Origin of the sequence: Methylobacterium brachythecii (genome assembly GCF_014196345.1) — a bacterium.
GTDB lineage: Bacteria > Pseudomonadota > Alphaproteobacteria > Rhizobiales > Beijerinckiaceae > Methylobacterium > Methylobacterium brachythecii.
Genome location: NZ_JACIDN010000002.1, coordinates 186,106 through 199,923, shown reverse-complemented (window position 1 = coordinate 199,923; position 13,818 = coordinate 186,106). Strand labels below are relative to the sequence as shown.

At 67.0% G+C, this 13,818-nt stretch carries 15 protein-coding genes and 1 tRNA gene; 7 read left to right on the top strand and 9 right to left on the bottom strand.

What is annotated here, in order from left to right; translation table 11 throughout:
* Positions 1-13: 13 nt before the first annotated feature.
* From GGR33_RS05010 to GGR33_RS04990, 5 genes are all read right to left on the bottom strand, one after another.
* Positions 14-979 carry a DUF1839 family protein gene (locus GGR33_RS05010; protein ID WP_183502560.1) on the bottom strand — a complete coding sequence of 322 codons (966 nt, stop codon included), beginning with the start codon at positions 977-979 and terminating at the stop codon, positions 14-16.
* Positions 980-984: 5 nt separating this feature from the next.
* The gene (locus GGR33_RS05005) at positions 985-1,947 is read right to left on the bottom strand and encodes an amino acid--[acyl-carrier-protein] ligase (protein ID WP_183502558.1); all 963 of its coding nucleotides are present in this window, start codon (positions 1,945-1,947) and stop codon (positions 985-987) included.
* Complete coding sequence (locus tag GGR33_RS05000; protein WP_183502556.1) at positions 1,947-3,110, bottom strand: acyl-CoA dehydrogenase family protein; 1,164 nt, start codon at positions 3,108-3,110, stop codon at positions 1,947-1,949. Before GGR33_RS05000 ends, GGR33_RS05005 begins: the two co-directional genes overlap by 1 nt.
* Positions 3,107-3,361, bottom strand: a complete 255-nt coding sequence (locus tag GGR33_RS04995) for an acyl carrier protein (protein WP_183502554.1) — start codon at positions 3,359-3,361, stop codon at positions 3,107-3,109. Before GGR33_RS04995 ends, GGR33_RS05000 begins: the two co-directional genes overlap by 4 nt.
* A gap of 377 nt (positions 3,362-3,738) precedes the next feature.
* A tRNA-Gln gene (locus tag GGR33_RS04990) sits at positions 3,739-3,813 on the bottom strand.
* 99 nt (positions 3,814-3,912) lie between these two features.
* Between GGR33_RS04990 and GGR33_RS04985 the strand changes: the two genes are divergently transcribed.
* Both GGR33_RS04985 and GGR33_RS04980 read left to right on the top strand, forming a co-directional pair.
* A complete protein-coding gene (locus tag GGR33_RS04985; RefSeq protein ID WP_183502552.1) occupies positions 3,913-4,665 on the top strand; it encodes an SDR family oxidoreductase in 753 nt (250 codons plus the stop codon).
* A gap of 103 nt (positions 4,666-4,768) precedes the next feature.
* On the top strand, positions 4,769-6,391 hold the full coding sequence (locus GGR33_RS04980; protein WP_183502550.1) for a peptide chain release factor 3: 1,623 nt from the start codon (positions 4,769-4,771) through the stop codon (positions 6,389-6,391).
* Between the two features lie 31 nt (positions 6,392-6,422).
* Here the strand turns inward: GGR33_RS04980 and GGR33_RS04975 are convergent, their stop codons facing one another.
* A complete protein-coding gene (locus tag GGR33_RS04975) occupies positions 6,423-7,202 on the bottom strand; it encodes an ArsR/SmtB family transcription factor (RefSeq protein ID WP_306484071.1) in 780 nt (259 codons plus the stop codon).
* A 131-nt stretch (positions 7,203-7,333) separates the two neighbouring features.
* On the opposite strand from GGR33_RS04975, the gene GGR33_RS04970 reads away from it, so the two are divergent.
* Positions 7,334-8,725: an MFS transporter gene (locus tag GGR33_RS04970; protein ID WP_183502548.1), complete on the top strand. Its 1,392-nt coding sequence runs from the start codon at positions 7,334-7,336 to the stop codon at positions 8,723-8,725.
* Here the strand turns inward: GGR33_RS04970 and GGR33_RS04965 are convergent.
* A complete protein-coding gene (locus GGR33_RS04965; RefSeq protein ID WP_183502546.1) occupies positions 8,714-9,148 on the bottom strand; it encodes a tellurite resistance TerB family protein in 435 nt (144 codons plus the stop codon). The two genes, GGR33_RS04970 and GGR33_RS04965, sit on opposite strands and share 12 nt — an antisense overlap.
* Before the next feature lie 287 nt (positions 9,149-9,435).
* On the opposite strand from GGR33_RS04965, the gene GGR33_RS04960 reads away from it, so the two are divergent.
* The 4 genes from GGR33_RS04960 (at position 9,436) to ldtR (ending at position 13,369) form a co-directional block, all read left to right on the top strand.
* Positions 9,436-10,752, top strand: coding sequence for an MFS transporter (locus GGR33_RS04960; RefSeq protein WP_183502544.1), 1,317 nt, complete (start codon positions 9,436-9,438; stop codon positions 10,750-10,752).
* A gap of 88 nt (positions 10,753-10,840) precedes the next feature.
* Positions 10,841-12,106: an arsenic transporter gene (locus GGR33_RS04955; RefSeq protein WP_183502542.1), complete on the top strand. Its 1,266-nt coding sequence runs from the start codon at positions 10,841-10,843 to the stop codon at positions 12,104-12,106.
* 224 nt (positions 12,107-12,330) lie between these two features.
* On the top strand, positions 12,331-12,567 hold the full coding sequence (locus GGR33_RS04950; protein WP_183502540.1) for a hypothetical protein: 237 nt from the start codon (positions 12,331-12,333) through the stop codon (positions 12,565-12,567).
* Positions 12,568-12,856: 289 nt separating this feature from the next.
* Positions 12,857-13,369, top strand: a complete 513-nt coding sequence (gene ldtR / locus GGR33_RS04945; RefSeq protein ID WP_183502538.1) for a transcriptional regulator LdtR — start codon at positions 12,857-12,859, stop codon at positions 13,367-13,369.
* Positions 13,370-13,506: 137 nt separating this feature from the next.
* On the opposite strand, the gene pqqA (GGR33_RS04940) is transcribed toward ldtR, so the two are convergent.
* Both pqqA (GGR33_RS04940) and pqqA (GGR33_RS04935) read right to left on the bottom strand, forming a co-directional pair.
* A complete protein-coding gene (gene pqqA / locus GGR33_RS04940) occupies positions 13,507-13,596 on the bottom strand; it encodes a pyrroloquinoline quinone precursor peptide PqqA (protein ID WP_147048147.1) in 90 nt (29 codons plus the stop codon).
* Positions 13,597-13,660: 64 nt separating this feature from the next.
* Complete coding sequence (pqqA, locus tag GGR33_RS04935) at positions 13,661-13,750, bottom strand: pyrroloquinoline quinone precursor peptide PqqA (RefSeq protein ID WP_147048147.1); 90 nt, start codon at positions 13,748-13,750, stop codon at positions 13,661-13,663.
* Positions 13,751-13,818: the final 68 nt, after the last annotated feature.

Genomic DNA, 13,818 nt, shown 5'->3' with positions numbered 1-13,818 from the left:
CCGTCCGCTCCGCTCAGGCGAGAGCGCGGTCGAGGGCGGCGAAGACGCGCTCGTAGGTGTCGGCAGGCCGGTCGAGGCGCTCGCACAGGCCGGTCGGGTTACGACGGCCGAAGGCGCGGGCGAGCTGGAATTGGAAGGCCTTGGCCTCCGACGCGAGCTCGGTCGCCGCCGTCTCTGACTCGGCGAAATCGCCCATGCCCTCGCCGGCGAGCCACGCGAGATGGCTGCCGAGCAGCTCGAAATTCGCGCCAAGCTGGCGCGTGGTGTTGAAGGCGTAGCTGTGGAACACGCCAAGCGGGTTCTGCACTAAAGCCGGCGCCCGCGCGGCGAGCGCCTCGCGGAAGGCACGCACCGGGTTGGTGCGGGGAGCCCGCGCCCGATGCCTGCGCAGCAGATCGAGCGCCGCCTCGGGCAGTGTGTCACGGGCGAGCGGCGTGCCCGTCGCCTTCACGAACTCGGCATAGGGAAACAGCGCCGAGGGGCCGAAAATGCCCTCGTAATCGGCCCCGCTCAGACGGAAGCGGCCGGCATTGTGCAGGTAGTCGAGGGCCTTCGCGGCCAGATCGAGACCGAGGATGCCGATGGTGGTCTTGCCGTGCTCGCGGCCGTAGGTCGTGCCGGCCGTGTCGGGCAGGTGGATGGCGTCGACTTCGACGAGCATGGGATTGCCGCGTGCCGCCTGGACCAGCGCATGCGCCTCCAGGCTCTCGAAGATCGCGAGCTCCTGGATCTCCAGCCCGTAGAGCCGGTCGAGATCGGCGGCGAAGGGCTTGAAGAAGGTGAACTGGTCGCCCTCGAAATCCTGGCGCAGGGTGAAGCCCAGCATCGCCTCCGGCACGAGGCCGCGGGCGTGCAGCAGCTCGATCCAGAGATCGACGTAGCAGTTCGTCTCCGGCCAGATCCGATCGGCTGCGTGCAGACCATGCGGCGCGAAGGCCGCTGCGTCCGGCACATCCGCGCGTGCGAGGGCGACGTGCATCCCGCTCAGCCCCAGAGCTTTTCACGCACGGCGGCCGGCCACTTGGCGAGGTCGAGGCCGTGATGGCGTAGCAGTGCCAGCGTGATCCGCTCCAGGCCGAAGCCGACGCAGGCCGTATGCGCGACCGAGCCATCGGCCTGTTCGAGGCCCCAGGTCAGGCCGAAATGGTCCTGGTGGTAGTTGAAGCTGAGGCAGGCCGTCGGCTTCTCGACGCTGTTGACCGGCACGTTCAGCTCGAACTTCAGGCCTTGGTTGCGCTGGTTGTTGGCGAGCATCCGCCCGGCGCGTCCGAAGAACGGGTCGTTGGCGGGATCGACCGCGAGCGGTAGGCCGAGGCCGGCCATCATCGCGGTGCCGCGCTCGAGCCACATCTCGCGGAAGGCGAGCACCTGCTCGGGGCTGCCCATGCGCACGTATTCGCGCATTCGGAACAGCTGCATCCGGGTCGGCTCCAGCGACGGCTCGTGCCGGAAGCAGTAGGATTGCAGATCGAACAGCAGGCCGTCCGCCGGCAGTCGTCCGCGCGCGGCGGCCACCGGATAGAGCGGGTAGCAGGCGGCCGGCGTCAGCACGACCTCGCTGGCAGCCTGCTTGCCGGTCCAATCGTCGCCGGCTTCGAGGCAGGCGAGGAGGTTGGCGTGGTCGGCCTCGTTGCCGCAGAAGCAGTGCACGGTGCCGGCGAGATTCGGGAATCCCTTGAGATAGCCGCTGCGCTCGAAGGCGGTGCGGGCCATGGCGGGCGGGAAGCGCAGGGCCTCGGCCCCGTCCTCAGCCCCGAGCCCGGTCGCTAGACGATCGACCGCCTCGACGACGCTCTCGAAGGCGCCGCTGCGCCCATAGAGGCCATCGACCCCGGTGCGGATCAGGAGGCCACCATCGAACAGGCGGTCGAGGAAGGAGCGTGGCTCGCCTGCCTCGTCGTCCGGAAGGACGCCGGGTGAAAGGCTCGTTGCGGCAAAACCGTCCATCACGCGCTCATGAGTTGGCTGCCGCCCTTCTGCACGAGCAGGAGGTTGGCGGTGTTGGCGAGGATGCGATCGTTGGAGATCATCAGCGGTGCGGACATCACGTCGCGCAGGGCGCGGCCGAGGCTGAACGGCGTGCCGTTCTTGTAGCCGGCGAGTCCGACGATCCCGAGCGCCCGCTGCACGATGTCGACTGCCATCGCGGAAACGGTCGTCTTCACGTTGTTGAGCATCACGGCAAAGCCGATCGAGCTGAGATCGTCGACATTGCCCTGGGCCATTTCGAAGCGCTTGAGGCCGGCGATCACCGTGCCCTTCATGGCCTGGAGCTCGTTGGCGGCCTCGGCGAGCCGGAGTGCGCCGGGGGGCACCGAACCGGGCTTCTTGCGGGCCTCGCCCTGGACGTAGGCGCGGGCGCGGTCGACGGCGAAGCTCGCGATGCCGAACCACACGCTGCTCCAGAGCAGGTGCGAGGACGCGAGCATCGACTGCGCCGCGATCTCGGCGAAGGGCTTTTGCAGCACCTGGACCAGCGGCACGTCGCGGGCGACGAGCAGGAAGCCGTCGCTGCAGGTGCCGCGCATGCCGAGCGTGTCCCAGCGGCTGGTCATGGTCAGCGTGATCTGGTCCTGCATCAGGGCGACGAGCACCTGGTCGGAGGTCGGCGCCTGCGGGTTGCGGCGAGCGGTGGCGAGGATCAGGTCGGCATGGGCGCCATACGAGATCACGCTCGCTTCCTTGGTCAGCGAAAACACCTCGCCGTCGGCCTCGACCGCGCAGAGGCTGTTGCGCAGGTCGCCGCCGATGCCGGCCTCGGTGGTCGAGGAGGCGACGAGGAGCTGCTCCTCGGCGATGCGGGCCATCAGGCTGCAATGCCAGTCGCTGTCGAGCCCGTGCGTGACGAGGCTCGCCACCTTGATCTGGTGCATGGCGAAGACCATCGCCGCCGCCGTGCAGACCTGTCCGAGGGCGAAGCAGACCTCGGCGATGTCGCTCATGCCGGCGCTCTCGCCGCCGAACTGCATCGGGATTTGGATGCCGAGCAACCGCTCGGCCTTCAGTGCAGCGACGGCCTCGGCAGGGAAGCGTCCCTCACGGTCGACCTCGTCGGCATGCAGCGCCGCGATCTCGGCAACCCGCCTGGTGCGAAGCGCCAGTGTGCTCATGCGGCCGCCGAGACGGTGAGCGCCGAAACGGTCTCGCGGATGATGCGGATCGTCGAGAACGAGCGCCGGTTCAGCAGGTGATCGGGAAACTCGATATTGTACTTCTCTTCCAGCGCCAGCATGAGCTGGACCGATCCGAACGAATCGAGGCCCTTCTCGAAAAGATCGTCTTCCTCGGAAACTCGATCGGCACAATCGGCTAACGATCCGATGCCCTTCAGCAACTCGCGAATATCGTTAACGAACACCATGATGGAGAGCCTCGGATTGCAGTTGGCAATCACTCGACGTTTAATCCGATCCGGTCAACGAACATCCACGCCGATAGTTAAAATACGCAAGGCAACAAAGCTTAACGGCGATTGAATACTTATGGTCTCCATCCGGCGCTATCGGCCGAATAGCGCCAAGCTCCGCCTCCGTTGCCCTATGGCCCGGCGGTTCAGCCGCCCGGTGGCTGACCGAATGGCTCCGAACTGAACGGCTCATGGGTCTGGAGGTAACGCGGAGGCGGCCAGCACGGCGGTCTGTTTCGCGGCCAAACTAGTCATTTGGGATTGGTCGCCGCGTCGCCGAAAGGGGTCGTCGGCCAGCGCAAATCTGTTGATCTACGGGAACTTGGCAATGCTGGCTGGGGCGGGAGGATTCGAACCTCCGAATGCCGGTACCAAAAACCGGTGCCTTACCACTTGGCGACGCCCCATCGCGCTAGGCCGGGCGTGTCTAGACGGCGTCCGTGATGCTTGCAACTGGCCACGAGCGGCGCGAAACCGCCATCCGGCGTGTTTCGGGAGGGCAGGGCATGAGCGGCGGCATCGGGATCGTCACGGGAGCCGGCTCGGGCATCGGCCGAGCCGTGGCGCTGGCACTGGCGGCGGCCGGATGGCGGCTGGCGCTGACCGGGCGGCGGCGCGAGCGGTTGGAGGCGGTGGAGGATGAGATCCGCGCGGCTGGCGGCGAGGCCTTCAGCATTCCGGCCGATGTCGGCGATGCGACGGCAGTCGACGGCGTCGTCGCCGAAGTCGTCGCGCGCTACGGCCGGCTCGACTTGCTCTTCAACAATGCCGGCATCTTCGCTCCGGCCGCGCCGATCGACGAGATCAGCGATGCCGACTGGCTCGCCTCCGTCACCACCAACCTGACCGGCGCATTCTATTGCACGCGCGCGGCCTTCCGTCAGATGAGGGCGCAGTCGCCGCGGGGCGGGCGCATCATCAACAACGGCTCGATTTCGGCCTCCGCTCCACGGCCGAACTCGGCGCCTTACACAGCGACCAAGCACGCCATCACGGGGCTCACCCGTTCAACGGCCCTCGACGGACGCCCCTTCGGCATCGCCTGCGGCCAGATCGACGTCGGGAATGCCGAAACGGACATGACGATCACGTTCAAGGACGGCGTGCGGCAGGCCGACGGCTCGATGAGGCCCGAAGCCATCATGGACGCGCGTCATGCCGGTGATGCTGTCGTCTACATGGCCGGGCTACCGCTCGACGCCAACGTGCTGTTCATGACCGTCATGGCGACGACCATGCCGTATGTCGGTCGCGGCTGAACCGGCCTCGGTCTTTGCGCACGCGAACCGGAACGCGTAGAGAGCGCACTCTACCCGTAGGACCTCGTACGAGCGGTCGCCTCACCGGCGGCCGGTGCATGCCATGCTGATGCAGACCGATCCCAAGCACGCAGCCGCGAAGGAGGCCGATCCGGTCGCGCGGCGGCGCACCTTCGCGATCATCTCGCACCCGGATGCCGGCAAGACCACGCTGACCGAGAAGCTGCTGCTGTTCGGCGGCGCGATCCAGCTCGCCGGCGAGGTCAAGGCCAAGCGCAACCGCGTCTCCACCCGATCCGACTGGATGGGCATCGAGAAGGAGCGCGGCATCTCGGTCGTCACCTCGGTGATGACCTTCGAATACGGCGACTGCGTCTTCAACCTGCTCGACACGCCGGGCCACGAGGACTTCTCGGAGGATACCTATCGCACGCTGACGGCCGTCGACTCGGCGGTGATGGTGATCGATGCGGCCAAGGGCATCGAGGCGCGGACCCGCAAGCTGTTCGAGGTCTGCCGGCTGCGCGACATCCCGATCGTTACCTTCGTGAACAAGCTCGACCGCGAGGCCCGCGACCCGTTCGAGTTGCTTGACGAGATCGAGAAGACGCTGGCGCTCGACGTGGCTCCGGTGACCTGGCCGATCGGGCGCGGGCGCTCCTTCGCCGGCACCTACGATCTCGGCAACAACCGCGTGCGCCGGCTCGACGCGGCGGACGATGCCGGCACGGTGGCGGTCTCCGGGATCGACGACCCGCTCTTCGACGAACTCCTGAAGGAGGAAGGGGAGGCCGCGACCTGGCGCGAGGAGGCGGAACTCGCCGAGGGCGGCCTCAAGCGTTTCGATCTCGCAGCGTTTCGCGAGGGCCATCTCACGCCGGTCTTCTTCGGCTCGGCGCTGCGCAATTTTGGTGTGCGCGACCTGATCGACGGGCTCGCCCGCGTCGCGCCGCCGCCGCGTGGGCAGGATGCCGACAAGCGCCGGATCGAGCCGACCGAGCCGAAGATGACGGGCTTCGTGTTCAAGATCCAGGCGAACATGGACCCGAACCATCGCGACCGCATCGCCTTCATGCGCGTCTGTTCGGGTCAGCTCCGTCGCGGCATGAAGGCGAAGCTGGTGCGCACCGGCAAGCCGATCCCGCTCACGGCGCCGCAATTCTTCTTCGCCCAGGACCGTGCCATCGCCGACGAGGCCTTTGCCGGCGACGTCGTCGGCATCCCGAACCATGGGACCTTGCGCATCGGCGACACGCTCACCGAGGGTGAGGAGATCGTGTTTCGTGGCGTGCCGAGCTTCGCCCCCGAAATCATGCGCCGGATCAAGCTCACCGACGCTATGAAGGCGAAGAAGCTGAAAGAGGCCCTCCAGCAGATGGGTGAGGAGGGCGTCGTCCAGGTCTTCATCCCGCAGGATGGCAGCCAGGCCATCGTCGGTGTCGTCGGCGCGTTGCAGCTCGACGTGTTGAAGGAGCGTCTGCAGGCGGAATACGGGCTGCCGATCGACTACGAGATGAGCCGTTTCTCGGTCTGTCGCTGGATCCAGTCGGATTCCGAGGCCGAGATCGACAAGTTCGTCGATTCCCATGGCTCGTCCATGGCCAAGGATCTCGACGGCGCGCCGGTTTTCATGGCGACCACCGCCTTCTCGCTACGCTACGAGGAAGAGCGCTGGGAGAAGGTGCGCTTCACCGACGTGAAGGACTACCAGAAGAAGGCGGCCTGACCGCACGCAGCGTCTCTGCGAGCGTCACGCTCTACGACGAAGGCTGGATTGCTTCGCCCTCCGCTCGCAATGACGGCGTCGAGATCCCGAATGTCTTATCCAGTCCGGCGTAGCCTCTTGGCGTGATCGTCACCGCTCGGCTATCCTTCGCGCGCGTGATCCAGCCCAGCTCCTCGCAGCGCGTGCAGAGGGCGGCGCCGAGCCGCCCCGCGAGATGCGTGCGCCGCTCGCTCCAGTCGACGCAGGTTCTGCAGAGCGGGCGTGTGCTGCGCCGGCCCGTTGTTAGGTCGATGCCGAAGTCGCGCAGAAAGCTCTCGCCGGGCTCGGTCACTGCGCCCACGCCATCCTCGAGCACCAGGTGCCCACGACCCACCATCGCATCGCTGAGGGCCACGCCGATACGGCCGGCGAGATGGTCGTAGCAGGTGCGGGCCTCGCGCATCGCTTCGTCGCGCGGGCCTGTCGGGCGATGTCGGACCGGGCCGACAGACACCAGCACCATCAGCGCCTCGATGGCATGTGCCACCTCGGGCGAGGCCAGCCTGAAATAGCGGTGCCGGCCCTGCTTCTCTGATGCGATCAACTTGAGGGCATCGAGCTTGGCGAGATGGCCGCTCGTCGTCTGCGGCGTGATTCCGGCCTCCCAGGCGAGTTCTCCTGCGGTATGCGCGCGCCCGTCCACGAGCACGGCGAGGATGGTGGCGCGGGCGGTGTCGCCGATGGCGGCGGCGACCTCGGCGACCGCGCTACCAGAGGCGAAGGTCGATCCAGTCATGGCCGCGAGAATAGGGAAGCCGGCCGGACGGGTCACGAGACAATGCTTCGGTCGTGGCCGAACCGTTCCGCGATGACCGGGCCGCGTTCGGCTGGCATCGTGTGGTGTGCCCGGCGGAGGTGGCCAAGGTGCCGCCGAATACGCTCGATGGAAGCCCAGGATCGGAGATGACGGATCATCGCACGAACGAGGCAGCCGAGACGGAACGCGCGTCGTCCAAGCTCGGCGTCGTCATCGCGGCCACCGGCTTCGCCTTTCTGCTCGTTCAACTCGACGTCTCGATCGTCAACGTCGCGCTCGCAGCGATGGGCAGCGGCCTGGGCGCCAGCGTCGATGGACTGCAATGGATCGTCGATGCCTACACGCTGGCCTTCGCCGCCCTGCTGCTCTTCGCCGGCACGCTCGGCGACCGCATCGGCGCGAGAAAGGTGTTTCTGGGCGGCTTCGCATTGTTCATCGCGTCGTCCGCCGCGTGTGGTTTGGCCACGGATCTCGGGATGCTCGTCTTGGCGCGCGTGGCCCAGGGAGCGGGAGCGGCGTTGATGGTGCCGTCGTCGCTGGCGCTGCTCAACCATGCCTGCGCCGGCGACGCCGCAGCCCGGTCCCGTGCGGTGGGATTGTGGACGGCGGCCGGAAGCGTCGGTCTCGCCACCGGTCCGGTCGTCGGAGGCCTGCTCGTCGGCTGGCTCGGCTGGCGCAGCGTGTTTCTCGTCAACGTGCCGATCGGCATCCTGGGGATCACGCTGACGCTACGCTTCGTGCGTGAGGCCGGACGTCGAGCGGGGCGTTTCGATGCGGCTGGGCAGATCCTCGGGATCGTCGCTCTGGTGGCGATCGTCAGCGCGGCGATCGAGGCCGGGCCGCGAGGTTGGATCTCGCCGATCCCGCTCGCCGCCCTCGCGACCGCGCTCCTGGCGGGCGCTGCGTTCATCCTGGCCGAAAGGCGCAGCCGCGACCCGATGTTGCCGCTCGGGTTCTTTCGGGATCCGGCCTTCGGCGCCGCGACCTTCGTCGGGCTCTGCGTGAACCTGACGCTCTACGGAATTCTCTTCGTGCTAAGCCTCTACCTGCAGCACGAGCGCGGATATTCTCCGGCCGAGGCCGGGCGCGCGTTCCTGCCCTTCACGGTCGTGCTCGGGCTGGCGAACGTCGTGGCCGGACGGATCGCCGGGCGAGTGGGAGCCCTGCCGCTGATGATGGCCGGGCTTTCGATCGGGATCGCCTCCTACGGGGCGCTGGCCTTCCTTATCGGCACGCAGTCCGATCTCGCGTTTCAGGGGGGCCTCGTCGGGCTGGCGCTCGGTATCGGCATCACCGTGCCGACCATGACCAGCACGCTGCTCTCCAGTGTCCCCGCCGAGCGCGGTGGCGTCGCTTCAGGCGTGCTCAACACGGTCCGGCAAGCCGGGGGCGCCCTCGGCGTCGCGCTGTTCGGGACGATGCTGGCGGCGAATGCGCAGGCGGGCCTGCGCGGGGCCCTGCTGGTCTCGGCGGCGATGCTTGCCGCCGCGGCCGTGGCGATGGGCTTCGCCGGACGGGCGGAGCGTTCAGCCGAGTAGCGCCACCTTGTCGACGTCGAGCGCCTCGGCCAGCGCTTCGAGCACCTTGTGCTCGGTATCGGTCACGCCGCCCTTGTCGGCCACGTCGGCGGCGATGAGGAAGACGTGCTGGCGGTGTTCCAGCGGCCGGTCGGCGACGGCGGCGACGAGTGTCATGTTTTCGAGCCGGCCCGCGCGGAGCTCGGCCCTGGCCAGAGCCTCGTAGAGTTCCTTTTCCAGGGCGAGCGTGTCGTAGGATTTGGCGAGGATCGGGTTGGCGCGCATGCTGACGAGCGCGGCCTCGATCTCCTCCTCGTCGGTCTCGCCATCCGCGACGATGATGTTGGCCGCCGCGGCGACCGCCGCCTGCATGAAGACCGAATCGCCCGCATAGGACATGACGGCGCGGTTGATGCGGACGAGCGCATCCTGAAAGAACCCCATCACGGTCTCCTCGCGACGGCCCCTCGGCCGTCCAAGCCCTAGCTTGTGCGCGATGGTTCTCCGCAGCGCGCCTCCACGTCAAGACACGCTCGCAGGAGATCGCGGGCTCTCGACGCGGGTTGGCGCAATCCCGGGCCAGCGATGGCGGCCGATCTGCGATCCTCCCGGAGAATTGTCCCGGTGCGGTCCAGGCATCGGAACCGAGTGCAATGCCACGCATTCCCGGCTTGGCCTCGTCACACCCGCATCGGTTGCAGCGATGCCTCCCCGTCGGCCGGAGATCCACGATGTCGCGTGAGAGTGATGCGCAGGCTAGTCCGGCGCGTGAGCCGTCGGCGCGATCCCTGCGCGGTCTCGATGCGATGAACTTCTTCCTCGCGGACGTGCGCGATGGGCTCGGGCCGTATCTGGCGATCTATCTGCTCGCGGTGCGCGGGCCGGACCAGGGCTGGAACGAGGCGACGATCGGCCTCGTCATGACCATCGCCGGCGTGGCCGGGCTGATCGCGCAGACGCCGGCCGGCGCGCTGATCGACCGGACCAACGGCAAGCGCGGCGTGGTCATCGCCGCCGCCGTCGCCGTGACCTTGAGCTGCCTGGCACTGCCCTTCGTGTCCAACTTCTACCTCGTCGCCGCGACGCAATCGCTCGCCGGCATTGCCGGGGCGATCTTTCCGCCGGCCATCGCGGCGATCACGCTGGGCGTGGTCGGCCCCAAGATGTTCTCGAAGCGCGTCGGCCGGAACGAAGGCTTCAACCATGCGGGCAACGCGGTCTCGGCAATGATTGCCGGCGGCAGCGCCTATTTCTTCGGCCCGATCGTCGTGTTCTGGCTGATGGCCGTGCTCGCCGCCGCCTCGATCGCCGCCACGTTGATGATTCCGGGGGAGGACATCGACGACGATCTCGCCCGCGGCATGGACCACACCAAGGCCGAAGCAGAGGGTGACGACCAGCCCTCGGGCCTTTCTGCCCTGCTGCAGAACCGGCATCTGATGCTGTTCGCCGGGCTCTGCGCGACCTTCCATCTTGCCAATGCGGCGATGCTGCCCTCCGTCGGTCAGCTTCTCACGAAGATCTCCGGCAAGGACCACGCGACCTCGCTCATCGCGATCTGCATCGTCGTCGCGCAGCTCGTGATGGTGCCGGTCGCCGTCTTCGTTGGGGCCAGGGCCGACGCGATCGGTCGTAAGCCGATCTTCCTGGCCGCTTTCGGCTTCCTGGCGATCCGTGGCGTTCTCTATGTCTTCTCGGACAACCCGTTCTGGTTGGTGGCCGTGCAATGTCTCGACGGAATCGGCGCGGGCATCTACGGCGCGCTGTTTCCCCTGGTGGTCGCCGACCTGACCCGCGGTACCGGCCGCTTCAACGTGGCCCAGGGCGCTGTCGCGACGGCGCAGGGCTTGGGCGCCTCGTTCAGTGCGACGCTCGCCGGCGTGATCATCGTCGGCGCCGGCTTCTCGACGGCCTTCCTGGTGCTCGCCGCGATCTCGGCCGCCGGGTTCGTGGTCTATCTCACGCTGATGCCGGAAACCCGCGGACACGCGCCGTCTGGCGGTCGGCCACCACCTTCGTCGGCCCGAGCCGTTCCGGTTCCGGCCTGATTCCGATAGGTCGGCGAGCGGATTCGGCGCAGCGGGCCGTCGCGCTCGGCTGCTCCCGCCACTGCTTCTTGAATGAGACCGTCGATCGATGGGCGCGCTGATGCCGACCCCCGCCCTTGCGATCTGGACGATCGCCGGGCTCGCCACGCTCGGCGTGATCCTGCGTCCCTTTTCCTGGCCCGAGGCGATCTGGGCGGTGGCGGGCGCGGTTCTGCTCGTCGCATTGGGGCTGCTGCCCTGGCACGCGGCGCTCGACGGCGTCCTCAAGGGAGCCGACGTCTACCTGTTCCTCGTCGGCATGATGCTGCTCTCCGAGATCGCGCGGAAGGAGGGGCTGTTCGACTGGCTCGCCGGCATTGCGGTGCGCCATGCCCGGGGCTCGGCGACGCGGCTGTTCCTCCTCGTCTACGTCGTCGGTGCGCTGGTGACGGCATTCCTGTCCAACGATGCCTGTGCGGTAGTGCTGACCCCGGCGGTCTATGCTGCGGCCAAGGCCGCACGGGCCGAACCGCTGCCCTACCTGTTCGTCTGCGCCTTCATCGCCAACGCGGCGAGCTTCGTGCTGCCGATCTCGAACCCGGCCAACCTCGTCGTCTATGCCGCGCATATGCCGCCGCTGCTGGAGTGGCTCGCCCGGTTCGCGCTGCCCTCGGCGCTGGCGATCCTGGCCACCTACGCGGTCCTGCGCATCAGTCAGAACGGGGCTCTGAAGCGGACCGAGGTCGCCACCGATGTCGAGCCCGTCACCTTGTCGACGACCGGCAAGGTCGCCGGTCTCGGCATCGTCGCCACGGCGTTCGTGCTGCTCGCGGCATCCGCCTCAGGGCTCGAACTCGGCTTGCCGACCTTCGTCTCGGGCCTCGCCGCAACGTTCCTCGTCCTCGCGATCCGGCGCGGTGGGCTCGTCGCCGTGGTCAGGGACGTGTCGTGGAGTGTGCTGCCTTTGGTGGCTGGGTTGTTCGTGCTGGTTGAAGCGCTCGACGTCACCGGGGTCCTTCGGGTGATCGCCGACGGGCTGAAGGCCTCTGCTCAGACTGCGCCCGAGGCTACGGCCTGGGGCGGAGGCGTGTTGGTCGCGGTGCTGTGCAACCTCGTCAACAACCTGCCGGCCGGGCTTTTGGCGGGCGCCGCCGTTCAGAGCGCCGACGTCTCGGATAAGATCGCCGGCGCGATCCTGATCGGCGTCGACCTCGGGCCGAATCTCTCCGTTACCGGCTCGCTGGCAACGATCCTCTGGCTCGTCGCGATCCGCCGCGAGGGAGAGGATGTCGGCGCGCTCCGCTTCCTCAAGCTTGGCCTCCTGGTGATGCCGCCGGCGCTCATGCTGGCGCTGGCCGGCCTGCTGCTGGTCTGAGATCGCCGAACCTCTGAAAATCCCGGCTTTTCGACCGCAGATCTGCGCTGCGTGATTGGCCCTTGCGTGGTGCGATGTGCTACGCCCGGTTGGCCTTCGGCGTCCTCTCGATCGATGCGACGCCACATCTTCCCGACGCGGCCCCATCCTCATGGATAGCGGGCCTCGATGCGCCTCCAGCTTGCCGACGGCAGGGCGCGCCGACCGAGTACGAAAGTCCACCGATGACCACCGAGGACCCGACCGCGAAGATCCCCACCGAGGACCGTGCCGAACGCGCCCAGCGCCTCGCACGCGACGGAGCCCAGGCGATGGCGGATCATGTGGCGCAGATCAAGGCGGTCGACGAACGCACGGTCCGGCTGCGCGCTCTGCGTCTCGCTAAGGAAGCCGAAGAGGCCGCTCTCGCTCCCCCCCCAGCGCCGGCCAAGCCGAAGCGCAAGCGCACCGTGAAGGCCTGACCCGACAGGTTTTCGTTGCCTGGAACGGCGGCAGATAGATAAGCCGCAGCTTTCGCCCCGACGGCGCAAGTCGAAGCTGCATGCCTGCCCGTTATTCTTAGCGGAAGCTTGGCGGACAGCCCTTCGCATTCGTAAATAGCGCGGATTTTACTGCGCATTTACCTCGGCGGGTAAATCGCAAATTCATCTTGTCGCTTAAATCGGCTTTCATTCGTCTCCGCCAGATTGGCTGCATAAGCGGTGCCAACGGAAGAACGGCACACGGCAGAACAGAGCAGTGAGGCGTCAGATGAAGTCCCAGGCCGCGAGGATCGTCGAGTCCGACACAGCCCCGGAAGCCGCCCCGGCGACCGGCTCCTATCTGGAGGCGCTTCACCTGGTGGAACGGCTGCACCGCCGGCTGCTCGACGTCATCAAGGACGAGTTCGAGCGCCGCGGCCGCGAGGACGTCAACAGCGTCCAGGCGCTGCTGCTCTACAACATCGGCGACAAGGAGCTCACGGCGAGCGAGTTGCGCTCCAAGGGCTACTATCTCGGCTCGAACGTCTCCTACAACGTCAAGAAGCTCGTCGAGGCCGGTTTCCTGCACCATGCCCGCTCGAAGCTTGACCGCCGCTCGGTGCGGATCAGCCTCACCAACAAGGGCCACGAGGTCCACGAGATCATTCGCGGCCTCTACGAGAAGCATGCTCGCACGATCCAGCCGATCGGCGGCATCTCGACGGACGATTTCGGCCGCCTCAACATGGCGCTCGGCCGGCTCGAGCGCTTCTGGACGGACCAGATCCGCTACAAGCTCTGAATTCTTGGCAGACCCAGGACAGCGAAACGGCCAGATGAGCGATCATCCGGCCGTTTCGATGTTTGACTGGCGCATATGGAAAAGGCGCCACCCTTTCGGGTGACGCCTCGAAACTCGTTGAGTCTCGAACGACGACCTTAGTTGAAGGTGTCGATCTCAGCGGACTCGTAGCTGGTGACTTCCATGCCGACGCAGACTTCCTGGACGACGGGAGCAGACCACTTCATGACGTTTCTCCTGAATTAAAGAGCTTACGAGAAGGTTCTCGACTAAGATTGGCACGCGCCGATCTTAGTTGAAGGTGTCGATCTCGGCGGACTCGTAGCTGGTGACTTCCATGCCAACGCAGACTTCCTGAACGACCGGGGCAGACCACTTCATGACCGTCTCCTTCGTGTTTCGATGACCCTTAAATAGCCGATCCATTGGGCGCAATTCAAGCGGGCGCC

Excerpts from the sequence above, each read along its gene's own strand:
- GGR33_RS05010 (WP_183502560.1), bottom strand. The coding sequence starts at position 979 with ATGCACGTCGCCCTCGCACGCGCGGATGTGCCGGACGCAGCGGCCTTC.
- GGR33_RS05005 (WP_183502558.1), bottom strand. The coding sequence starts at position 1,947 with ATGGACGGTTTTGCCGCAACGAGCCTTTCACCCGGCGTCCTTCCGGAC.
- GGR33_RS05000 (WP_183502556.1), bottom strand. The coding sequence starts at position 3,110 with ATGAGCACACTGGCGCTTCGCACCAGGCGGGTTGCCGAGATCGCGGCG.
- GGR33_RS04995 (WP_183502554.1), bottom strand. The coding sequence starts at position 3,361 with ATGGTGTTCGTTAACGATATTCGCGAGTTGCTGAAGGGCATCGGATCG.
- GGR33_RS04985 (WP_183502552.1), top strand. The coding sequence starts at position 3,913 with ATGAGCGGCGGCATCGGGATCGTCACGGGAGCCGGCTCGGGCATCGGC.
- GGR33_RS04980 (WP_183502550.1), top strand. The coding sequence starts at position 4,769 with ATGCTGATGCAGACCGATCCCAAGCACGCAGCCGCGAAGGAGGCCGAT.
- GGR33_RS04970 (WP_183502548.1), top strand. The coding sequence starts at position 7,334 with ATGACGGATCATCGCACGAACGAGGCAGCCGAGACGGAACGCGCGTCG.
- GGR33_RS04965 (WP_183502546.1), bottom strand. The coding sequence starts at position 9,148 with ATGGGGTTCTTTCAGGATGCGCTCGTCCGCATCAACCGCGCCGTCATG.
- GGR33_RS04960 (WP_183502544.1), top strand. The coding sequence starts at position 9,436 with ATGTCGCGTGAGAGTGATGCGCAGGCTAGTCCGGCGCGTGAGCCGTCG.
- GGR33_RS04955 (WP_183502542.1), top strand. The coding sequence starts at position 10,841 with ATGGGCGCGCTGATGCCGACCCCCGCCCTTGCGATCTGGACGATCGCC.
- GGR33_RS04950 (WP_183502540.1), top strand. The coding sequence starts at position 12,331 with ATGACCACCGAGGACCCGACCGCGAAGATCCCCACCGAGGACCGTGCC.
- ldtR (WP_183502538.1), top strand. The coding sequence starts at position 12,857 with ATGAAGTCCCAGGCCGCGAGGATCGTCGAGTCCGACACAGCCCCGGAA.
- pqqA (WP_147048147.1), bottom strand. The coding sequence starts at position 13,596 with ATGAAGTGGTCTGCTCCCGTCGTCCAGGAAGTCTGCGTCGGCATGGAA.
- pqqA (WP_147048147.1), bottom strand. The coding sequence starts at position 13,750 with ATGAAGTGGTCTGCCCCGGTCGTTCAGGAAGTCTGCGTTGGCATGGAA.